Here is a 21,474-nt window from a genome sequence, read left to right as displayed (position 1 = left end):
CCAGCCGGCGCCTCGGCAGACCGGTACAGATCCGATGCGACAACACCCCACGAGCCCACTCCGACCTCATGGCTCATGATCATCCACGACGCCCCCCACACTCCCCGTCTATCGCGCACCAAGTTGTAAGGCTTCGTGTGCGGAGGTGAGGGTGCCCTCGGAGCGGGTCGGTCCTCCTGCGCGACAACGGCCTTCACGGTCCCTGATGTACGGTGCCCCGATGATGATCACTCCGCCGCCGGGTACCTACCACGCCTACCTGTTCGACTGCGACGGCACCGTTGTGGACTCGATGCCACTGCACTACGTGGCGTGGAGGCACACGCTGCGCGAGTGGGGGTGCGAGCTCCCTGAGGACCTCTTCTACGCCTGGGGTGGCCGACCGGTCGCGGACATTATCGCGTCACTCAACGACCAAAACGGCCTCACCATGCCGATAGCGCAGGTCATGCGCCATCGGGAAGAACTCTTCCAGCAAATGCTCCCGCGGCTCCAAACAGTTCCAGAGACTCTGGAACACATCCACGACGCGCACGGTCGCCTCCCCTTCGCGGTCGTCTCCGGCAGTACCCGCGAATCAGTGACCGCTTCATTGCGCACCATCGGGCTGCTCGACAAGTTCGATGTACTGGTCTGCGCCGGCGACTACAGCCGTCCCAAGCCCGACCCCGATGGCTTCCTGCTAGCGGCCGCGCGCCTCGGCGTCGCCCCCGAACACTGCCTTGTATTCGAGGACACCGAGATGGGCATCCAGGCCGCAACCGCCGCCGGGATGAAGTCGGTCCGCATCCCTCAGCGACGAACGCCAACAACTCCGCCCACCTGCTGACCGACCTCTCCGGTGCGTGTTGCGTGCCCCAGGCTCCACTGGATATCGCGGTCGATGGGCTGGGCATCCCAGGGGCGTTCGCCAACGATCGCCGTCAGTGCTGCGGGGGCGGACGGGTTCAGGACGGCTCCCAGCAGACGGTTGGACAGGGGGCCGAAGCGCCGAAGTCGAGGCCGAGGTTGGAGACCGAGTAGACGGCACGGATGGACAGGTCGCGGGTGGCGAACATGCCGTTGGCTTGACATCCTCGCCGCCCTGAAGGACGGCGATTCCCGCCTACCGCGCCGTCGTCGGCTGCGGTTTCGGGTGGGGTCCCGCTTCGCTGCGCGGTGCCGGGACGGGTCCCGGTCTTCCCTGCGCTCCACGGGCCGGCACGGCCAGTCCGGCCGCCTTGGCGACGTTGACTGCCGCGTTGATGTCCCGGTCCAGGACAGTCCCGCAGGCCCCGCATGTCCAGATGCGGACGTGCAGGGGCTTGGGGCCGTCCTTCACACCGCACTGCGAGCACACCTGGGAGGTGGGCTCGAAGCGGCCGATCCGGACGAAGGTGCGCCCGTACCGGGCGGCCTTGTACTCCAGCATGGTCACGAACGCCGACCATCCGGCGTCGTGCACGGACTTGGCCAGGCGCGTGCGGGCGAGTCCCTTCACCGCCAGGTTCTCCACCGCGACCGCTTGGTTTTCGCGGATCAGCTGCGTGGAGAGCTGATGATGGAACTCGCGGCGCACGTCCGCGACACGGGCGTGTGCCCGTGCGACGCGAGCCCTGGCCTTGTCTCGGTTCTTGCTGCCCTTCTCCTTGCGGGACAGCTCCCGCTGCGCCTTCTTCAGGCGCTTCTCGGCCCGGCGCAGGAAGCGCGGGCTGTCGATCTTCCGGCCGTCCGACAGGACCGCGAAGTACCCCAGGCCCAGGTCAATGCCGACCTCGGGCGTCACCTCGGGCCCGGTCTCCTCCGGGCCGCTCTCCACGACGAAGGACGCGAAGTACCGGCCCGCGCTGTCCTTGACGACCGTCACCGTGGACGGCACCGAGGGAAGCGTCCGAGACCACTTCACCTTCAGGTCGCCGATCTTCGGCAGGCGCAGCTTCTGTCCCAGGGTGATGGACCAGCGGGCGTTCGCGGTGAACCGGACCGCCTGCCGGGTGTCCTTGCGCGACTTGTACCGGGGCGCGCCCATGCGCGGGCGCTTGCCCTTGAGGCCGTCGAAGAAGTTCCGGTACGCGGTGTCCAGATCCCGCAGGGACTGCTGCAACACGACGGCGGAGACCTCGCCGAGCCACGCCCGTTTGGGGGTGTTCTTCGCCTCGGTGATCAGCGTTTTGGACAGATCGCCGGTCTTCGGGAACGGCAGCCCCTCGCTGCGGGCGGTCTCCCGAACGCGAAGCGCGTCGTTGTAGACCACCCGCGCGCACCCGAACGCCCTCGCCAGCGACGCGCGCTGACCAGCGCTCGGGTACAAGCGGAAACTGTACCGAAGCTGCACGCGGATCACGATACCCAATTGGTTTATGGGTATCGATGAGAACGTTCGCACTGGCCGTCACTGCGTCTTCCGCATGCATGTCCACTTGGTTTTCGTAACGAAGTACCGGCACTCCGTCTTCACCGACCGGCACCTGACGCGATGCGAGGAGATCATGCGGGCTGTGTGCGAGGACTTCGAGGCCGAACTGGTCGAGTTCAACGGCGAGGCCAACCACGTCCACCTGCTCGTGAACTTCCCGCCGAAGGTCGCCGTGTCCAGGCTGGTGAACTCCCGCAAGGGCGTGTCCTCGCGCAGGCTCCGCCAGGAGTTCCCCGACCTCGTTCGCCACTACTGGCGGGCACAGCGCCTGTGGTCCGGCTCGTACTTCGCCGGATCTGTCGGCGGAGCCCCGCTCAGCATCGTGAAACAGTACATCGAGCAGCACAACCGGCCATTCTAACCCGGGCTGAGGGCAACAGTGCAGATCCGTGCCCACAGGCGAGGTCAGAGCAGTTCTCAGATTCGCTTCACCACCGCGCTGAAGCCCGGCGCACTGCGAATAGAGCCGGTAGCCGTCGTCGTGGCCAGTCTTGCCCCGCGGGGTGACGGCCTCTTGGCATTTCACCACCACGGCCCGGCACTGCCCTCCTTCTGCGCCCAGTCGTCGTCGTCTCGTCGCGGACCACCTCGGTGTTCCAGTCGACCAGGTCCGCGGGGAGCTACACGGTGCGCTGCTCGATGTCGTCATGCCCCGGGCTGCCGCGCAGGCGTTCAGGGCAGTGATCAGCGCATCGAAGGCATGCTCGTTCCCGTCGTAGATAGCGAGCACGGCGTCCTCGCCGTGCAGCCACGGCGCGGCAGCGAGCAGATCCGCCACCCGACCGCCGCGCACCCATGCCCCAGCGGATACGGGCCGCCCGGAGATAGACCTCGACGATGCCCGTTGCCCCGGCGCGGTTCACCGGCCGGTCCCGTGCGGCAAGCTCGTCGGCCAGGTGTGCCCAGTGGGCGGCCGCGGCAACGAGCTTGTCGAACGACACTGACAACGGCGGCTGCCCCGGCCGATGCACCTCCCACACCAGCAGGTCCGTGCCGCGCAGCCGAAGCCTTGCCTGGTACTCCGCGCTGCCCCGGCCTATCCGGGCCAGGGCCGGTGCCCGCCGTGCGCGGGTTCAGGGCGATGATGGTGAGTACTACGACGCCTGACGCGTGCGGCCACCGCGAGATGATCAAAGGCTTTGTGTGGACTTTGAAGATCGTGCGCTGGCCGCGGGCCATGGCGTGGACCCTGATCGATGGCGGGCGTTGTTCGACGAGAGCATGACTCGGATCGCTGGCCTGTTCGAGCGGGTGGGACCTCGGGCAACTGCCCGCGCCAATCTGCTCGGGTTGCTATCCGCCATCGAGCACAAGAACTGCTGGCAGCTGGCCGAGCACGTCGGCCATCATCGTCCCGGTCCGATGCAGCGGCTGCCGCGCAGTGCCCGCTGGGTCGTGGCCTCAGCGGGCAACGAGGTCCGCCGCTACGTCGTGGACCATCTCGGCACCGGTGACGGTGTTCTCATCGTGGACGGGACTGTGGCTGCTGGTGCTCGTCGATGAATGGCGGATGGCTCAGGACGAGGGCTCGGATTCTCCACGGCGTTTCGATCGCCGGCGGAGGACTGTGGCCGCGGCAATGGCTGCGGCAAGGACTGCGGCAATCGCGGCGGTGACGGCGCCCTCGAGGTGGGCGGTCCGCGTCCTCGGGGCAGTGGTTGTGGCGTCAGACGCGGTGGGGGCGGACGCCGACGGTGGAGGAGCCGGCGGAGTGGTGCTGGAGGAGGCGGTAGTCGAAACGGCGGAGGCGTCCGGCCCGACTGGGATGGTGGAAGGACCTGCAGGGAGCGAGGCCGGGCTTGACGGAGGTCCGGTGGGGGATGGGGTGGGGGATGCTTTCGCGGCGGTGACCTCGAAGGAGGCGACGGTGTTGTCCTGGCCAACGTTCAGGGTGCAGGGGACGTCGACCCGGCCGGGCCCGGCCAGGTTGCCGTCGGCGTCCTTGGGCACGAGGTGGAGGGTGAAGTTGCCAGCGGTCACGCGCCCGGTGCCGGGGCGGGCGAAGGAGAGCCGGGGCGCGTTGCCGGTAGCGGGGATTTCGAAGGCGCCGGAGGCGGGGACGGCGGTGCGGGTGATGGCGAGGTGGACGGGGACGGCGGTCTCGTCCTGCGGGGCGAGGACGCGGGTCCCGGCGTCGACCGAGCCCTCGATGGTGCGCACCCCGAGGACGTAGCGCAGGCCGAGGGTGAAGGAAGCCTCGACGGTGGCGGCCGCGTGGATGGCGAAGGCCGGGCTGGTCTCGCCGGCCGGCAGCGTGGCCGGGATGTCCGCGGAGATCCTGGCGGTGATGGCCTGTCCGCCGATGGTCGGGAAGATGCAGGTGTAGTGCAGGGTGCGGGCGGCGGGCCGGGCGGCCGCGGGGGCGGTGGCGAGGGCACCGACAAGTGCGGTGGCGGTCGCGGCAACGGCCGCGCGCCGGGTGCGCCCGCTCGGGCGGTGCGTGCGGGATTCGGCGCTCATAGTGCCCCTTCCGTCGAGTGGTCGCGTCGGCGCTGTCCGCGGCCGTGGCGCTGCTGGTGGCTGCGGCTCAGATGGCTCTGGATCCAGGCGTGGCGGAACTGGTAGACCGCGCCAACCTGGCGAAGCACACCGCGTTGGTGGGCGTCGTCCAGGAAGGCGATCAGCGCCCAGGGCAGTTGTCCCGTGAGCGGCAGCCAGATGCGGACCAGTGCCACCCACTGGCCCCAGGCGGTCAGGCTCAGTACGTAGCCGAGTCCGGCGCCGAAGGCGCCCTCCAACCCGAACACGAGGCCGACCTCGAAGCCGCGCAGCGGCCCGTACACGATGCCGTTGACCAGACCGACGCCGATGCCGAGGACGAGCGCCCAGGTGAGCAGGTGGTAGGCGACGTTGCGGCGGTCGATGTGCAGCAGGTCGGCGGGACTGACCACGGATTCGGTGCGGACCGGGGCCTCGAACAGGGCGATCAGGCCGAAGACCAGCCCGATCGAGAGGGCGATCGGCACAACGAACACAAGCCCGGCGGCGAGGCCGGCGCCCTGTCCGTCGGCGAGGCCGAGCGGGGCCACAAGGCCTTCGTCGACCAGGATGAGGAGCGCCATTCCAGTTGCTCCACCGCCCAGGCCGATCAGGAACCGGGTGCGGGCGTTGCGGCGGGTCAGCGGGGTGCCGATGCCGAGCCGCATGCGGACCGGCGAGGGTCTGAGGGCGGCGCGGGCGGAGGCGTGCCAGTAGACGAGTCCGAAGATTGTGCCGGCGGCGAGGCCGTGCAGGGCGCCGACCAGCAGGCCCCGGACGACGGCGAACCGGAGGCTGTGCGTGGTGGCGACCAGGTCGACGGGGAGGTTGCCGATCGCGGTGGTGACGCCGAAGGCGATGCCGGCCAGGACGGCGATGATCGCGGTGCGGGAGAGGCGGCTCATGCTGGTACCGATCTCCCACCAGGTGAGGTCCTGGCGTTCGCGGCCGAGCCGGGTCAGGTGGTGGGCGAGGTGGCCGAGCCAGTGTTCGGCGCGTTCCGCGTCCCACGATCCGGGTGGGCGGTGGGCGGTGTCGAGCCGTTCAGTGGGACGGGGGCGGTAGACGGCGGGGATGAACCCGGCCAGCAGGTGCTCCTCGATCGCCTCAGGATCGGGGAAGCGGGCGGTGTCCAGGAGTTCGCCCGGCCGCCGTTCGGGGTGGTCGCTGTACATGGTGCGGGCGAGGGCGATCATCAGCGGGGTGCGCAGCGCGGTGGCGAGGTTGGCGCGGCCGGCGCTCTCCGCAGTCCGGGCGGGGTCGAGAACGGCCTCCCAGATCGCGTCCTGCACGTCGATGTCGGCGGGCCCGGGGAAGATCGGCTCGGTCCGGGGCAGGTAGCCGCGCAGGTCGTCGAGGTCGAGGTCGCGCAGTTCCAGGACGACGGCGGCGGCCAGTGGGGCGTGGGCCGTTCGGACGGCAGCGGTGAACTCGGCGTGCCGGCTGGTCAGGACGAGCGGCAGCCGGGAGAGGTTGAGTGCTTCGAGGGCCGGGGCGCGCAGGCCTTCGGCGAGTTCGTCGAATCCGTCGAGGATGGGGAGGACGAGGTCGTCGTCGAGCAGGTCCGCGGCCAGTGTCTTGCCGCTGGCGACCCGGCGGGCCAGGTGCGGGTAGTCGCGCAGCAGCCGGGCGATCAGCCAGTCGCGCAGGGCCACGGTGGTTGGGTCCCAGGCGCCGAGGCTGAAGATCACCGGCACCCGTTCGTTGCGGGTGCGGGCGTCCAGCAGGTCGAGGGCGAACCGGACAGCCAGGATCGACTTGCCTGATCCGGCCCGGCCGAGGACCACCAGCCGGCCGGACGGTATGCGTTGGTAGATCTCGGCGACCCGCCGCAGGTCGCCGCTGAGGTCCGGTTCGGTGCGGGTCTCACCGGGGGCCAGCAGGAGGGCGTTCGCCGACTGGTCGGCCACCCCTGCCGGCACCTGTTGCCAGCGCACCGGCAGCGCGAACGGGTGGTGTACCCGGTGCTGGGCCTCCTCGCGGCGCCAGCGCTGCCGGCTCTCGCGGGCCAACTCCTCGGCGGCGTCAGCGAGTGGGCCATGGTCCCGGGGCGGTGGCAGTGGTTCCGGTGGGGGCACTGGGGCTTCCGGCGCGGCCGGGCCGGTGCCGCCGCCGAGGGCGCTCAACCGTCGGCGGTCCTCGGAGTCGGCGTCGAGCGCGTCCGCGATGCTGTTGATGGTGCCGAGCCGGTGGTCGAAGGGCCGGTCGGTCTCGATCCGGCGGACGGTGCTCTCGCCGAGCCCGGCCCGCTCGGCGAGCTGGAACTGCGTCAGGCCGGCCTGCTTCCGTAACTGGCGCACCAGTGCTCCGAGCGTCTCCGCCACGATCCGCCCTTCCCCGAGGAATCGAAACAGAGGTGAGCCTACCTCTGACGACCGGTCACATATGACCGGTGCTGTGACCTGTGCGTTTGCCTGACGCCACGCCAGCATCGGTGTGCGGACAGCGGTTCCGCGGCCCCCGGCGCACCTCGTTGCGCGGCCCGGGCCGCTCCGTCCGCGACACCAGTTGCGTGAACGTGAGGGAGGCGGTGTTTGCGATGGCGGAGGCGAAGGGCGTCCTGCTGCCGGCCTATGTGGTGGCTGACGAGTCGGGCTCGATGGCGCCGTACCAGCGTGAGCTGGGGGACGGGGTGGCGTCGCTGTGCGAGGGGCTGCGGGCGGAGCCGATGGTCGCGGCCAAGCTCCGGCTGGCCGTGCTGGGCTTCTCCGACGACGTCCAGGTTCGGCTCGCGGTGGCCGACATGCGCACCGAGACCACGGTGCCACGGCTGGTGATCCGCGGGGTGACCAACTACCGAGCCGTCTTCGAGGACCTACTGCAGCGGATCCCCGGCGACGTGAAGTGGCTGCGCGGCGAGGGCTACCGGGTTCACCGCCCGGTGGTCTTCCTGCTCAGCGACGGCCAACCCACCGACGGCTCGTCCTGGCACGCGCCGCACGCAGAACTGACCGACCGGGACCGCACACCGACCGCGCCCAACATCATCGCCTGCGGTCTCGGCGACGCCCGGGCGCAGACCATGGTCGACGTCGCGACCCGCCCCGAGTTCGCCTTCCTCGCCAAGTCCGGAACCGACGTCGGCCGGGCGATCTCGGAGTTCTTCCACTCGCTCACCATGAGCCTGGTGGCCTCCGGACACGCCCTGAACTCGGCCAACCCGCAGCTGGTGGTGAACCGGCCCGACCAGTTCACCATGGCCATCGACGAGGTCGGCCGGTGACGCCCGCACGCCGGGGCGACCCGGACCCCGCGCCGTCGGCGGCGCCCCCGAGGCCCGCCGGGCCGCCCCCGGCGAGCGGGCCGGACCCGGTGCCGTGGCAGCGGATCACCGTGGACGTGCCGGGCCTGGAGTTCGAGGCCCGGCCGCCCAGCCAGTACGCCTTCGACTTCCCCGACAGCGAGTGCGAGGGCTGGTCCACCGACCGGCTAACCCTGCGGTTCGCCTCCGTCCGCGGCGCCAAGCACCGCTACTACCGTCAGCCGCGCCAGGACGCGGCGCGCGCCGCCGTGCACGAGGCCACCGGCAGCATCGTCTTCGCGGTCGCCGACGGCGTCTCCAGCGCCGCCGAGTCCCACCAGGGCGCCGTCGAGGCGTGCCGGGCCGCCGTCGAACGCATCCTGCACCTGCTCGACCGGGGCGCTGAGCGGCTCGACGGCACCGACGTCGCGGCCCACGCCGCGGAACGGCTGCGCGAACTGGCGCGGTGGCGGCTCGGCGTCCCCGCACCGCAGGCGGCCGAGGTGGCCCGGCTGTACGCGACCACCCTGGTGGCGGGGGTGGTCCGTGCCACGGGCGACGTCCTGGAGGCCGAAGTGTTCCGGATCGGCGACTCCGGGGCGTGGCTCCTCGACCGGGCCGGCGGCGGCTACCGTCCTCTGTTCGGCGGCAAGACCGCACCGGGCACGCCGCTGGTCAGCAACGAGGTCTCCCCGCTTCCCCTGGTCCCCGACCGGCCGGAGACGGCCGTGGGACGACTGGCCGAGCCGTGGGCGCTGCTGGTCGGCACCGACGGGTTCGGCGACCCGCTCGGCGAGGGCGACGGCCGAGTCGGGGAGCTGTTCGCCCGCCAACTCGCTTCGCCGCCCCCGCCCTTGTGGCTCGGCCACGTGCTGGACTTCACCCGGGAGACCTTCGACGACGACCGCACCCTGCTGGCGATCTGGCCCCGAGCCGAGGGAGCGAAGTGAGCGCCGGACCGGCCACCCCGGTCGAGTTCGCCACACTGACCCTGGGAGCGGAACTCGGCCGCGGCGGCCAGGGATCAGTCCACCGGGTGCGCAACAAGCGCATCAACGAGTCTGCAACCGACGGCGGTTGGGAGGTTGTCTACAAGGAGTACGCCCCCGCGGTGCTGCCGCAGGTGGACGCCGCCGCGCTGGCCGCCGCGGTCGCGCTGCCTGAGCGGCTGACCGGTGAACAGGGGCGCTGGCTGTGCGAGAAGACCGCCTGGCCGGCCGCCGTGGTCCAGCGCGGCGGGCAGACGTGCGGGTTCCTGATGCGGGCCGTCCCCGACCGCTTCCACTTCACTCTCCGGACCCTGGCGGCCGGCAACCAGGGACCGCCCCGGCTCGCCACCCTGGAGTACCTCCTCAACGAAGACGATTACATCACCGGGATCGGACTGGCCGTCACCGACCGGGACAGGCTGCTGCTGCTCACCGACCTCGCGACCACCCTCGACCAGCTGCACCGCTTCGGCGTCGCCGTCGGCGACCTCTCGCCGAAGAACCTGCTCTTCGCCCTCGCACCGCAGCCCGAGTGCTTCCTCATCGACTGCGACGCGGCCCGAACCGACCTCGCGACGGTGCTGCCGCAGGCCGAGACCCCGGACTGGCAGGTCCCCGCGGGAGAGGAACGGGCGACCCGGCACAGCGACACCTATAAGCTCGCCCTGCTCGCCGTCCGCCTCTTCGCCCGCGACCAGGCCTCGACCGACCCGGCCGCGCTGGCGGCGATCGACCCGGCCCTCGGCGCCCTGGCCCGTGCCTCGCTCGGGAAGGACCCGGCCGCCCGGCCGACGCCCGCCGCCTGGGCCGAACAACTGACCTCGGCATCCGGCAGCCTGAAACCCGACCGCGGGCCGAAAGCCGCCGGGGGAGCGAAGCCGGCCGGGCGAGCAAAGCCGAAGCCGCCGACCGGGTCGACTACCTCGCGACCGCACGTCAACAGCGGGGCAGTTTCGGCGGGTGCGGCAGCGGGTGGCGCGGGAGTGGGCAGCGCGGCGGCCGGGGTCGGCAAGGTACTCGCCGCCCTGGCCGCCGTCGTGGCAGTGCTGCTGTTCGCGGCCCACCGTGACGACTCCCACCCGGCCAACACCCGCTCGGCCGCCGACAGCCACTCGCTGTCGATCAGTCACCTGCCGCGCCCCACCAACAGTTCGTACCGGGCCCCGCAGCCCGATCCGACCCCCAGCAGCACCCGCCCAAGCACCCCGACACCGACATCCACGCCCACCCCGAGCCCGAGTCCGACCGATCCGGTCGCCACCGCAGGCATCGGCGACTGCTTCTTCGACACTGGGACCAACGGTCACGCCGACCTCACTCCGACCACCTGCACCACCGGGACGTTCAAGGTCGTCCGGATCAACGAGGGCAGCACCGACCTGGACGGCTGCGCCAACGTGCCCGGAAACGACGAGAGCGTCAGCTCCAAGCGCTACTCGCGGGTCCTGTGCCTCAGCTACCAAAGTCCCGGCGGAGATTCGTACCACGCCCGGCAGGGCGACTGCGTCTTCGGACCGAACGGCGCGGGCCCGTGGTCGCTGCTCTCCTGCCGGACCGGCGCCTTCAAGGTCCTCGCCGTCTACCGCGGCACCAGCGACCACTCCAAGTGCGACAGCTGGCCCCACTACAACCAGTGGCGGACTGTCTCCGGCCCCAAGGGCGCCGACCAAGACGTCCTGCAGTGCCTGTCCATGGTGTTCCCCGACGACGCAGGCTACGCCACCGTCCGCGAATGCCTGTTCAAGTCGGGCTCCACCTTCACCAACGTCGGCAGCTGCGACCGCTCCAACGTCTACGTCACCGGACGCACCAGCACGCCGAACTACCCCGCGTTCTGCGGCCAGGACGCCTCCACCTACTGGCGCTCCAACGAGTTTCCCGACCTCGGCTACACCGTCTGCTGGCGCTGGCGCTGACCCCGCCGCGCGGCGACCGATCCACCATCCCACCGACAAAGTTCAAGGATCCGACATGGCATACCGCTACCGGTGCGGCGAGTGCGGCTTCAAGACCTCCTGGGGCACCGAGTCCCAGGGCGAGCGGGCGCAGATCGCGCACTACACCGACCGCCACCCCGGCCTGCGCCCCGGCGGAACGGTCGAGGCCAACACCAAGAACCCGGAGGGCGGCATCGGCTGCCTCGGCGTCCTCGCCGTGCTGTTCCTGCTGTTCCTCCTCGCCGTCTCGTGCCACCGATGAACGGCGCCGACCGGAACACCACGACCAGGAAGACGTCATGACGAAGCATTACTGGAACCAAAACCCAGCCGCGCCGGCGCCGCCCACCTGGCAGCAGACGCCACGCGCGGTGCCGCCCCAGCTCGGCCGCGCCGGCGCGGCACCGTCCGTGCCCGTGCAGCCGACTGCCGGACCGGGCGCGCAGCCGCCGGCCGCGTCGGTGACGCCGCCCGCGGCACGGGCAGCGCGTCGGAGAACTGGGGTACTGCGCCACTGGCGGCTGATGGTGGCCGCAGTGGTGCCCTGCCTCCTGCTGGCCGGCATCGGGTGGTGGCACTGGCCGCAACAGCCGACGGGCCTCCCTCCACACATCGCCGAAGGGACCGTCCAGGCGGACCTGCTCAGCGCCGACAGCGTCAGCAAACTGGCCGGAACGACGGTGGTGGCCGGGCCCCAGTCGAACCGGCCCCACGCCCCGCTCGCCGCGGCCCCGTCGGAATGCGCTGTCGCCGCCGGACCGACGACGCAGTCGGTCTACGGGCAGGCGTGGAAGGCGTTCCTGTCGGCGACCTACCAGGACGCCATAGGCTCGGGCAGCTACACCGTCAACCAGGTGATCGGCGTGTTCCCGAACAGCGAGAAGGCGGCCGCAGCCTTCCGCACGCTCACCGGCGGCCTCACCAAATGCCCGTCCTCGACACTCACCGACCAAGCCGGACGCACGTCGAAGTGGACCTACGCGGCGCACCCCGCCACCGAGGTCGCGGTGGCGTGGACCGCGAGGCAGGGCGACACCGCGAACTGGGCCTGCTACCACCAGGCCCGAGTGAAGGGCGCCAGCCTGATACAGGCCTCCGTCTGCCAGGCCGGTGACGGCGAACCCACCGTCTCCATGATCGCCGACGAGCTCACCGGCAAGGTGACCGAATGACCGCGCCCTCGCGCACGGCGGCTGTGTGCCGCCGGCGGACGCTGCCCCGGATCCTCCACCTCGTGCTGATGGCGCTCCTGGCGCCGATCGCCGCCGTGGGAGCGCAGACGATCGCGGCGACCGATGCCGTGGCGGTCACGGCGCAGGCGGGCACGCTCGCCCCCGTTCCGCTGGTGGCGCCCCGGGGTTTCGAGGCCGCCATGGCGACCCTGCTGGTGGAGATCGAGGACGCGAACCGGCAGGCGGCGGACCTGGCGCAGCAGGAGAAGGACGTGGTCGCCGAGGCAGAGCGGATCACCAAGGAGTCCGCTGCCATTCGCGACAGCAAGGCGGCGCTCAACGCCAGGGTCGCCGCGGTGAACCAGGAGATCAGCGGCCACAACGAGCGCGCGAAGGCCGTGGAGGGTGAGATCGCCGCCCACAACGCCAAGCCGCACACGTTCCAACTGCCCGCGGAGGCGGGCGCGGCCGCTGCCTTCGACGCCGAGGCACGCCAACTGGAGGCCAAGCGGAACCAGGAAAACGCCATGGAGGACAAGATCCAGAGCGAGGAGAGCCAGATCCGGCAGGAGGCTTCCCAGGTCGACGCCAGGTCCTCCCAGCTCGACGCCGCCTCCAAGGCCAATAACTCGAAGGCCTCCGATCTCAAGACGAAGGAACAGCAGCTCCAGTCCCGAGGCCAGCAACTGCTCGGGCAGATGGCGCAGGCGATCCAGAGCTTCGCCTCCGTTCCGTCGAACCCGGCGGCCGCCATGGACCAAGGTGGGGACGCGCCCGCTCCGGCCCCGCAAGCCAGCAACCGGTCGGCCGGCCAGGACGAGGACACCGGCGACAGCCCCTACCGGCAGCCCCGGGCCGCCGCGCTAACGCAGTACGCGAAGCAGCACAGCACCACCGTCGACACCCGCCCCGGCACGGCGTACCTGACACCCAACGCCGTCCGGCAGCTCTCCCCCGCGCAGGCAGCCACCCTCGGCAGCCCGGCCATCAGCTACGACGGGCTGGTCCGCAAACCCAACGGCCACTACACGGCGCTACGGGTGCAGGCCCCGGCCGCCGCCACTGCCCCGGCCCCGGTCCCGGACGCCTTCGACTCCGGAGGGCTAGTAACCCATCGCAACGGTGAAGCGCTGGCCATCGACGGAATCACGACGCTGCAGGAGTCATCCCTCCCGGCCGCACCGAGCCCCGCCAGCCCGCCGCCGCCCACATCGGGCAGAGCCGCCTGCCTGACCCACCCCAAGGGCAGGCCGAGCGGCGGCGGATGGATCCTCAACACCGACAAGCCAGTGCCCAGCCGCAACAAGACCGCGACCGCTCCCTCCACGGTCAGGACCGCGCCCTTCAGGGCCGAGAAGGCGGAAGCCTGCCTGACGAACCCGCTGGACAAGGGGTCTCCGGCGGACGGCGACATCGCCGGCTGGGAGGACGCAAAGCTCCAGTCCGCCCACGGCTCCCTCGCCCGCTGCCACCTGATCGCCAACATCCTCGGGGGACGGGGAAGCAACCAGGGCGACTGGAACAACCTCGTCCCGTGCTACCAGCAGGGCCTGAACACCAAGGGCATCAGCATGCGGCGGTACGAGAAGCGGGTCCAGGAGGAGGTGAAGCAACTGAGCCAGGGGAGCAGTTTCGCTGTCCACTACGAGGTGACACCCCACTACCTCCACGATGACAGCACCATCCCCACCACCGTCACCATGACCGCCCGGGTCGAACTGCCCAACGGCGCCTCATGGCCCATCTTCTACGAAATCGAGCTGGAGAACACCCCCGACGGCGGCGGCCCCAACCTGGGCAACTGACACTGTCATCGACCGGAGGTCCACATGCTGCGCACCACCCCGAAGCGACCGGAGTCCATCGTGGCGGTCTTCCCTCCGCTGGGCCCGCTGGCCCGCACAGCGGTCCGGCTGCACCCGAGGCCCGGATCGCCGTCCCCCGAGGAGAGCTCGGTGGGAGGACCCCTGCTGTGGCCCGCAGTCGAGCCCTGGCCGTACTGTGAGGGCACGCACCAGGTGCCGGACGTGCTGCCAGCGACGTCCCCGGAGGATGTCCGGCTGCAACGGGACATCCATGCAGCCGTCATGAACCGGCCGCCGGACGAGCGCGGCTACACCCCTCGGGAGCGTGCCGCGCTGACCCAGATCGCCACCGGCCACCCGGGCCCCGAGGGGCCCGTCGCGATGCTGGCCGTGGCCCAGCTGTATCTCCGCGACATCGCCGTCCTGCACCCACCCGGGGACGCGGACCTGCTCCAGGTCCTGTGGTGCCCCTTCGACCACCCCGGACAAAACATGCCCAGGACCGAGCTGTTCTGGCGCGCCGCCGCCGCAGTCGGCGACGTCCTCGCCGCGCCCCCGCTGCCATCCGTGCTCCAGGACGAGGGCTACCTGCCGCAGCCGTGTCAACTCGCTCCCGAACAGGTCACCGAGTATCCCCTGTCGGCGGAACTCGACCCTGGGTTGCGGGCACGGATCCGGGCCTGGAGCGCCCTGCAGAAGAACAACGCGGCACCGGGAACCACCTACGACGGTGCGGAGGACAGGTACTACGACCGGGAGCTGTCCGTCGCCCCCGGCTGGAAGGTCGGCGGATGGGCACCCTGGAGCTTCACCGACCCCGCCCCCGGCACTGCCGTGCCTGTGGCAGTGAGATGGAGCCGATGCTGACCATCGCCACAACGGAGTGGAACGAGAACGTCCGCAGCTGGACCCCCGTCGAGGACCGGGACTCCCACCTCGGCGGCCCGGCGCCGTCACCGACACCGACCATGGTCACCATCGGGGACGGGTACAACCTGCAGATCTACGCCTGCCCGCTGGCGCCGCAGCACCCGCACACCGCATCGGTGCAGTGACCGACCTTCCTGTCCCCGGTTCCGAGGTCTGTGTTCCGCGCCGCGCCTGGTCGGCTGCTGCCCCGAATGCTTCGTCGTCCGCGACACCTACTGCGCTCCGACCAGCACCTCGATGCGGCGCATCACGCGTCCCGTCCCTCCGCCCCCATTCACCCACCGCCTTCCGGAGGCCGGAATGCCCGGTCGGCCCCGGAGGCAACAGCGGGTGTCAACGGCCATCGACACGGATCCTCTCGGCCGTGCACCTCATCCGGCCAGTGCGCGGCGCAGGACGGCGCCAAGTGCGGCGGTCTGGCGCTGGGACACCTCGGCGGTCTGGATTGCCAGTGATCCGTGGAAGGTGCCGGGCCATTGGTGAAGTTCGACGCTGACGCCGGCCTGTAGGAGGCGCTGTGCGTAGTCGAGGGCTTCGTCGCGGTTGGGGTCGTACTCGGCGGTGGCGATGTAGGCGGGCGGCAGCCCGGACAGGTCGGTGGCGCGGGCCGGGGCGGCGTACGGTGTGGCCTGTTGGGAGCCCAGGTAGTGGTTCATCGCGGCGATGCGCACCGCGCGGTTGTTCCAGGGCGTGGCGGTGAAGGTGCGGGCCGACCAGGTCTGGTGCCGGTCGTCGAGGATGGCCTCGTTGAGGAGCTGGAAGCAGATGGGCGGCCCCTGTTCGTCGCGGGCGCGAAGCGTCATGGCGGCCGCGAGGTTGGCGCCGGCGCTGTGGCCGCCGACGGCGATCCGGTCGGTGTCGATGCCGAGTGCGGGCGCGTGCTCCGCCGCCCAGGTGAGTACGATGTAGGCGTCGTCGAGGGCCGCGGGGAACCGGTGTTCGGGGGCCCGCCGGTAGCCGACCGAGATCACTACCGCGCCGGAGTCTCGGGCGATGCGGGTGGCCCAGGGGTGTTCGGCGTCCAGGCCGCCGAAGACGAATCCGCCGCCGTGGAGCCACACGACGGCGCCGTGCGCGTGCTGCGGGCGGTAGATGCGCACCGGCACGTCCGGGTCACCGGGCACGGTGCGGTCCTCGATGTCCAGGCCGGTGGTGTCGGGTGCCGGTCGGCTGGCGGCCAGCTCGTCGAAGACCTTGCGGGCGCCGACCGGGTCGGTCATGTCGACCTTGGGGAGCAGGGGAACGAATGCTTCGAGTTCGGGATCCATGCCGACCATCCTCACGGCCGCCGCGCCGCGGGTCGTCCGCCGTCCGTCGCGAGGATCGGCTCGCCTGCGCGACGAACGGCGCACCGGTCGGCCGCTGGTACGCCCTATCCTCGCGTCATGGAGGCGCTGGCTGAACGACTGTCACATCTCGACCCGCACGTTCAAGGGACGATCCGTGTCGTCGCGTTCTACGACACGCTGATGCGCCGCCGGGTGGACCTTGCGGCGCTGGCCCGGGCCTCGGCCGGCCTGGCCGAGTGCATCGTCGGGATCCGGCTCCATGGGACGGGGCGCGTGATCCGCGCGGCGCCCGACGGCAGGGAAGCGGCCGAGCCACCGTCACCCGTTTGCGCCTCGTGCCCGGTCACCCTCGACGAGGAGGAGATCGGCGTGGTGTGGCTGGAGCGCCCCGGGCCGCCCGGTCCGCTCGACGACGTACTGCTGGACCGACTCGCCATCGCCGTCGCGGCGGCCGCCGAACGGTACGGGCTGGCCCGCACGACCATGGCCGACCCGGCTCTCGTCGAACTGGCCGTCAGCCCGGGGATCGACGATCCGGCCAGGGCCCGGGCGTTACGGCTGCTGGGGTTCACCGCCGGCACGCCCGTGCACGTCGCCGCCGTCCGTTCGCAGTCTCCCCTCGCCGAGGTCGCGGCCCGGCTGAGCCGGGCTCGGCCGGTGAAGGCTGCAGTGGTCGCCGGCACCGGTGTCGTCCTGACCGCCTCGCTGGACGGCGCCCGATGGCCCGCGGACGTACGCGCGGGCATCGGCAGGGCTGGCAGCCCGGAACGTTCCTGGTGCGAGGCCCGCACGGCGCTGCGCTTCACCACCGCCCACGAGCCGGTCGTCCGCTACGACGGCCTCGGGGCGCTGGCGCTCCTGGCCGAGATCCCTGAGGCGGCCGCCCGGGACAACGCCGACGTGACGGCACTCGCCCGCATCGCCGGCACCCCGCAGGGCCTGCAGACCCTCGAGGCCTACTGCGCCACCGGATCCGTACGGCGCGCCGCCGAGCTCCTCCACCTGCACCACAGCAGCGTCGCCCGCCGACTCGAACGGATCGGCAAGGCCCTCGGCACCGACGTCACCAGCCCCACCGGATCGACGAGGGCTCACATCGCTCTCACCGCATGGCGGCTCCTGAACGACTTAGCGGAGGAATAATCCCTGCACCCTCACAGCGCATCGGCACTGGCTCACCGGAACGACGGGCCCGGACCGGGCAAGCGGTGAAGGGACGAGCAACGCGCAGCAGGTGCAGGCGCACCGCGCCCTAGCATCCGGCAGGCGGTCCAGGTCATCGGGGACGACGACGGTCAGATCACCGGGAACCGGATGTTCATGAGTTGATGTGGGCGTGGGGGCCGGACGGGTCGACGACGGCGAGCCAGACCGCCGTCTCGACGTCCCCGTCACCGACGCGGGCGCAGGACCTCAGGACGAGGTGCCGTTCGCCGACCTGCCAGACCGTGGACTTCGAACCGTCGCCGCTGCCCAGGTACCTCTCGAGGCCGGGCAGGCACTCGACGTCGACCCCGACCTGGAAAAAGCACCTGTTTCATGAACGACAGTCCCACCCAAGCGGCCGACGCGGCCGCGCATGCAAGCACCCGCCTCCGCGGTCGCCGCGACGTCCGGCGCCGCGTTCGACGAGGCGATCGCGCTGACCCGCAGGTTGGCGCTGCCGCACATCCGCCGGGCGATGGCCGAGATCATCCCGACCGCGAAGGCCCAGCGATGGGATCCCGCAGAGATCGTGCGGGCCCTGCTCGCGGAGGAGGCCGCCGGCCGCGACGCCGCCAACCTCCGCACCGCCGCACCCGCGCGGCGTTCCCGACCGGCAAGACCTTCCACATCCGGAACGAGGAAGCGTCCTCGATCCCGGTCCCCACGCAGTCCGCACTGCGAACCCTGGAATGGGTCGGGCGACGCGAGAACCTCCGCGTCGTCGGACCCTCCGGCACCGGAAAGTCGCACTTCAGCGAGGCCCACGGCCAGTCGGCCGTCGACGCCGGGATGACGGTTGCCTGGCTCACCATCGAGGACCTCGGAGCCCTGATCCGCCGTCACCGCGTCGACGAATCCGTCTCGAAGGCGATCACCCGGATCACCCGAACCGATTTGATCATCGTCGACGACATCGGGCTCCTGCCCATCTCGCCGGACACCGCCGAAGGCTTCTACCGTCTGGTCGATGCCGCCTACGAACAGCGGAATCTGGCGGTCAGCAGCAACCTTCATCCGTCCGGATTCGACGAGACCATGCCCAAGACCCTCGCCACCGCGACCGTCGACCGACTCCTGCACCACGCCCACGTCGTCGTCACGCAGGGCGACAGCCACCGCCTCGCCGAGGCGACCACCGGACGAGGCGTCATCCCACTCGGCTGACCCGGAGGCGGGAAGATCAACTGTCCCCCGGGGACTTTCCACATCCGCCAGTGGGGAGATCAACTGTCCGCGAGCGGGGAACTCCTACTGTCCCTTGACAGGTGGCGCAGCGGCCGGCAACGACCACGAGCCGGGGCCACCGAGAAGCTCCGGCCGGCCCGGGCCATGGGGTCGCACGCATCCACGGCCGCCCGGCGTGGTTCCTCGCGCCGTGCACGAGCGTCCTCGCCCCCGTCCTGCACTGGCGGCCCTGCCTGCGCGCCGTGGCGACGGCCCGGTCGACCCTTGTGCTGATGGTCGCGCCAGTGCCCGGAGTCGACCGTAACCGTTTAGGCCCGTGGACGTTGTCGTCGTATGGCGTCTTCTCCGTTGTCCCGGATCCCGCTGCCCCCCAGCCCCGACCAGATCGGCGCGATGCTGCCGGGCTCGAGCAGCCCTGGCACCAGGGACCGGGCCCTCGTGCTCGTGCAGGCAGCAGCCTGCACCGCGCGCGCCGCGCAGTGGGTACGGGAGATCGCCGGCCGGCAAACCGAGCCGGAGCACGCCGTGGTTCTGGAACGCTTCGCCGCCGCCGTGGCCTGCACGGGCATCGACCTCGACCCCAACGATGCCTATCTTGGCGGCGTTAACTGGGAAACCCGCTACCGGCTCGACGGCTACGTCCTGCTCGGCGCACGCCGCACCGAACGCCCGATCCGGCTCACAACCATCGAGGCCCTCGTCATCGGTGCCGTGGGCGCCCTCGCCCTCGCCCTGCCCGCTGCCGTGATGTTCGACACCGCCGATCTGCCCCGGCTGTGCGCCGTCATCGACCACGCCCTCACAACCGCCCGCCTCTACTCCCCCGCCGCCACCGCCGGCGCCGGCGACCCGCCGCGGGCCGACAGGACCGAGCACCCTCTCTGACTCTCGTTCCGGCACCGCCCCGCGAAAGGCCCCCAAAACCTCGTGCGCACGTCCCGTGCCACCACGCAGAACCAAGCAGACCCGTGCCGACCACAGCGGAGGAGCTACCGGCGCGGCCTGCGGGTGAAGTCGATCCACGGCGGACCTGACGGGCGGGACTCCCCCGCCGGCAGGTCCCGCCGCGGGTGTGGGTGAGCTGCTCTGTCCGGGTGACATAGGACCGTCGAATCAGGTGATGCCTCCCCCGTCCGGCGGACAAACTGCCGGCGGCCCTCCAGAGTCTGGGGCGTGAAGACCCACTCAGCTCCTGCCGGCCCATCGGGCACCCCGGGTCGCCCGTACAGCCGCTCGCTCGCCGATGCCCACCCCGCGCTGTTACCGACGTGGCACCCGGACCGCAACGGCTCCCTGCGGCCAGACCGGATCGCCTCGCAGTCCAACATCACCGCCTGGTGGCGCTGCCCGACCGGCCACGAATGGCGGGAGAAGATCGCGCAGCGCGCGACGATGCCGAAGTGGAAGAACGGCGACGTCGCCGCCTGCCGACAGTGCACGGATCCCCGCGTCCCGTTCACCTACCCGGCCTGCGGGTGCACGGTGAAGGTCACCACGAAGGCCGCCGAGCGGCGCCGGGCGAAGGGCCACCCGAGGTGCCTGCCCTGCCACATCACCTGGTGGACGGACGGCCAGAACACGCACCCGGCCAGGCCGGCACAGACCGTCGAGATCCCCGCACCGAAGACCACCGTCCCGAACGAGGTCCCCGTCCCCGCCGATCTCCCACCGCATCACCGGCTCGTCGAGTGCCGATTCTGAGCAGTGCCCGTCCCCTCCCCGCCCATCGGATCCCCCGGTCACTCCCCCGCCTGCACCGCGAGCCTGCGGCCCTCGCTCGCCGACACCGCAGCCAGCCCCGCAACCGCCTGCGGCTGCCGCCCCCGGCCACCACCCCGTCCCTGCCCCACAAAGCCCCCGGAAAGCCCACCAACGCAAGCCCACGACCACGCAGCCCCCACGACAACGACCGTCGAGACGAGCCCCCGGACGGCGTCACGATCCCGATCCAGGACGGCGAACCCCTCGACGGCATCGCCCAGGCTCTGCAGCCGCCCGGCGATTGGCCCGCCCTCCACACCGCCCACCAGGACCCCCGGCGACGACTGCGGCATCATCCTCGCCGGCCACGCCCTCCACCTCCCACGCCCTCCGCCGGGCCTGACCGCCTGCCGCCGCCACGGTCCCGCCGAGCCGCTCACCGAGCAGAAGCCGTCGCGGCTGCCGCCCCGCGGATCGGGGCTGAGGCCGGGGCGGCCGCAGGGGCCACCCGAACATCCCGTGGGCCGAAGGGGTTGCGCACACTCGACCCCTGGGCACACCTCCGCTCTTGCGCGAAGCCCGGTCAGGAGGCGCAGTCGCGGCAGACGCGCTGGCCAGCCCTGTCCTGGCCGGCGAACCGGGTGCGGTGGTGGACCCGAAGCAGGTCTTGCCGGTGAACTCGTCCTCCTGCAGCGGCACCACGTGCACGGTGAGTTGCTCGCCGGACAGGTCCGCGCCCGGAAGCTCCAGCCCCTCGGCTGCCTCCGCGTCCACCTCGACCGCGACGCGCGCTCGACCAGAGGCGCGGTGACGGCCCGCCAGCCGCTGCACTGCTCCAGCGGCTTGGTGGGATCGGTGTCGACGACGTCAGGACGACGGTCCACTCGCGGGCCTGGGCGTAGCAGCGGGCGTGGCCGGCAAGCAGCGCCACCGAAGCGGGGTCGTCGGCGCAGATATAGAGGGCGATGGGCACTCGGCCGGTGCGGCGGTTGGTCATGCCACTACTGTCGGGGGCCAACTAGCCGCAATGAAGGCACGATTAGCAGGAGCAAGCGAAGTTGTGAACGAGCGACCGTCGCTCTGCGGCGGGCCGACCGGCAGCAGCGCCTCCCACACTCCTACCGACGGTGGGAGCCGGCCCGGACC

The 21,474-nt window shown here is 71.2% G+C and carries 18 protein-coding genes and 2 pseudogenes; 15 read left to right on the top strand and 5 right to left on the bottom strand.

From position 1 onward, the window contains the following. Window positions 1-220 precede the first annotated feature (220 nt). A complete protein-coding gene (locus tag AB0442_RS31840) occupies window positions 221-829 on the top strand; it encodes an HAD family phosphatase (protein WP_366167080.1) in 609 nt (202 codons plus the stop codon). Between the two features lie 276 nt (window positions 830-1,105). Here AB0442_RS31840 and AB0442_RS31835 read toward each other — a convergent pair whose 3' ends face one another. Beyond that, the gene (locus AB0442_RS31835) at window positions 1,106-2,314 is read right to left on the bottom strand and encodes an RNA-guided endonuclease TnpB family protein (RefSeq protein ID WP_366167079.1); all 1,209 of its coding nucleotides are present in this window, start codon (window positions 2,312-2,314) and stop codon (window positions 1,106-1,108) included. A 25-nt stretch (window positions 2,315-2,339) separates the two neighbouring features. Here AB0442_RS31835 and tnpA point away from each other — a divergent pair, with 25 nt between their 5' ends. Both tnpA and AB0442_RS31825 read left to right on the top strand, forming a co-directional pair. Then, window positions 2,340-2,756: an IS200/IS605 family transposase gene (gene tnpA, locus AB0442_RS31830; RefSeq protein ID WP_366167078.1), complete on the top strand. Its 417-nt coding sequence runs from the start codon at window positions 2,340-2,342 to the stop codon at window positions 2,754-2,756. A 782-nt stretch (window positions 2,757-3,538) separates the two neighbouring features. Continuing rightward, window positions 3,539-3,898 carry a hypothetical protein gene (locus tag AB0442_RS31825; RefSeq protein ID WP_366167077.1) on the top strand — a complete coding sequence of 120 codons (360 nt, stop codon included), beginning with the start codon at window positions 3,539-3,541 and terminating at the stop codon, window positions 3,896-3,898. Between the two features lie 12 nt (window positions 3,899-3,910). On the opposite strand, the gene AB0442_RS31820 is transcribed toward AB0442_RS31825, so the two are convergent. Then, window positions 3,911-4,855, bottom strand: coding sequence for a DUF6801 domain-containing protein (locus AB0442_RS31820; RefSeq protein WP_366167076.1), 945 nt, complete (start codon window positions 4,853-4,855; stop codon window positions 3,911-3,913). Beyond that, the gene (locus AB0442_RS31815; protein WP_366167075.1) at window positions 4,852-7,197 is read right to left on the bottom strand and encodes a helix-turn-helix transcriptional regulator; all 2,346 of its coding nucleotides are present in this window, start codon (window positions 7,195-7,197) and stop codon (window positions 4,852-4,854) included. Before AB0442_RS31815 ends, AB0442_RS31820 begins: the two co-directional genes overlap by 4 nt. 215 nt (window positions 7,198-7,412) lie before the next feature. On the opposite strand from AB0442_RS31815, the gene AB0442_RS31810 reads away from it, so the two are divergent. The 8 genes from AB0442_RS31810 to AB0442_RS31775 all read left to right on the top strand — a co-directional run bounded on the left by AB0442_RS31810 (window position 7,413) and on the right by AB0442_RS31775 (window position 15,072). Further along, window positions 7,413-8,096 carry a VWA domain-containing protein gene (locus AB0442_RS31810; protein ID WP_045306214.1) on the top strand — a complete coding sequence of 228 codons (684 nt, stop codon included), beginning with the start codon at window positions 7,413-7,415 and terminating at the stop codon, window positions 8,094-8,096. After that, window positions 8,093-9,064, top strand: coding sequence for a protein phosphatase 2C domain-containing protein (locus tag AB0442_RS31805; RefSeq protein ID WP_366167074.1), 972 nt, complete (start codon window positions 8,093-8,095; stop codon window positions 9,062-9,064). Before AB0442_RS31810 ends, AB0442_RS31805 begins: the two co-directional genes overlap by 4 nt. Next, a complete protein-coding gene (locus tag AB0442_RS31800; RefSeq protein WP_366167073.1) occupies window positions 9,061-11,019 on the top strand; it encodes a hypothetical protein in 1,959 nt (652 codons plus the stop codon). Before AB0442_RS31805 ends, AB0442_RS31800 begins: the two co-directional genes overlap by 4 nt. Before the next feature lie 55 nt (window positions 11,020-11,074). Beyond that, window positions 11,075-11,302 carry a hypothetical protein gene (locus AB0442_RS31795; protein ID WP_366167072.1) on the top strand — a complete coding sequence of 76 codons (228 nt, stop codon included), beginning with the start codon at window positions 11,075-11,077 and terminating at the stop codon, window positions 11,300-11,302. 37 nt (window positions 11,303-11,339) lie between these two features. Beyond that, entirely contained in the window at window positions 11,340-12,212 is an 873-nt protein-coding gene (locus AB0442_RS31790) for a sensor domain-containing protein (protein WP_366167071.1), read from the top strand. Continuing rightward, a complete protein-coding gene (locus tag AB0442_RS31785; RefSeq protein WP_366167070.1) occupies window positions 12,209-14,017 on the top strand; it encodes a DNA/RNA non-specific endonuclease in 1,809 nt (602 codons plus the stop codon). The genes AB0442_RS31790 and AB0442_RS31785 overlap by 4 nt, the downstream gene beginning before the upstream one ends. Window positions 14,018-14,299: 282 nt before the next feature. Continuing rightward, window positions 14,300-14,884, top strand: a complete 585-nt coding sequence (locus AB0442_RS31780; RefSeq protein WP_366167069.1) for a hypothetical protein — start codon at window positions 14,300-14,302, stop codon at window positions 14,882-14,884. Continuing rightward, a complete protein-coding gene (locus tag AB0442_RS31775) occupies window positions 14,878-15,072 on the top strand; it encodes a hypothetical protein (RefSeq protein ID WP_366167068.1) in 195 nt (64 codons plus the stop codon). The genes AB0442_RS31780 and AB0442_RS31775 overlap by 7 nt, the downstream gene beginning before the upstream one ends. A 246-nt stretch (window positions 15,073-15,318) precedes the next feature. On the opposite strand, the gene AB0442_RS31770 is transcribed toward AB0442_RS31775, so the two are convergent. Further along, window positions 15,319-16,215: an alpha/beta hydrolase gene (locus AB0442_RS31770; protein WP_366167067.1), complete on the bottom strand. Its 897-nt coding sequence runs from the start codon at window positions 16,213-16,215 to the stop codon at window positions 15,319-15,321. A 117-nt stretch (window positions 16,216-16,332) separates the two neighbouring features. Between AB0442_RS31770 and AB0442_RS31765 the strand changes: the two genes are divergently transcribed. From AB0442_RS31765 to AB0442_RS31750, 4 genes and pseudogenes are all read left to right on the top strand, one after another. After that, the gene (locus AB0442_RS31765) at window positions 16,333-17,379 is read left to right on the top strand and encodes a helix-turn-helix domain-containing protein (RefSeq protein ID WP_366167066.1); all 1,047 of its coding nucleotides are present in this window, start codon (window positions 16,333-16,335) and stop codon (window positions 17,377-17,379) included. A 436-nt stretch (window positions 17,380-17,815) separates the two neighbouring features. Next, window positions 17,816-18,606 (top strand): annotated as a pseudogene (locus AB0442_RS31760) (ATP-binding protein). Between the two features lie 459 nt (window positions 18,607-19,065). Then, window positions 19,066-19,512, top strand: coding sequence for a hypothetical protein (locus AB0442_RS31755; protein WP_366167065.1), 447 nt, complete (start codon window positions 19,066-19,068; stop codon window positions 19,510-19,512). Window positions 19,513-19,800: 288 nt separating this feature from the next. Then, window positions 19,801-20,328, top strand: coding sequence for a zinc-ribbon domain-containing protein (locus AB0442_RS31750; protein WP_366167064.1), 528 nt, complete (start codon window positions 19,801-19,803; stop codon window positions 20,326-20,328). Between the two features lie 583 nt (window positions 20,329-20,911). On the opposite strand, the pseudogene AB0442_RS31745 reads toward AB0442_RS31750, so the two are convergent. Then, window positions 20,912-21,129 (bottom strand): annotated as a pseudogene (locus AB0442_RS31745) (DUF4193 family protein); the annotation flags it as partial. Between the last annotated feature and the right edge of the window lie 345 nt (window positions 21,130-21,474).

The sequence above is a fragment of the Kitasatospora sp. NPDC085895 genome, assembly GCF_040702125.1.
Taxonomy (GTDB): domain Bacteria; phylum Actinomycetota; class Actinomycetes; order Streptomycetales; family Streptomycetaceae; genus Kitasatospora; species Kitasatospora arboriphila.
This window is presented reverse-complemented; position numbering and strand designations above follow the sequence as displayed.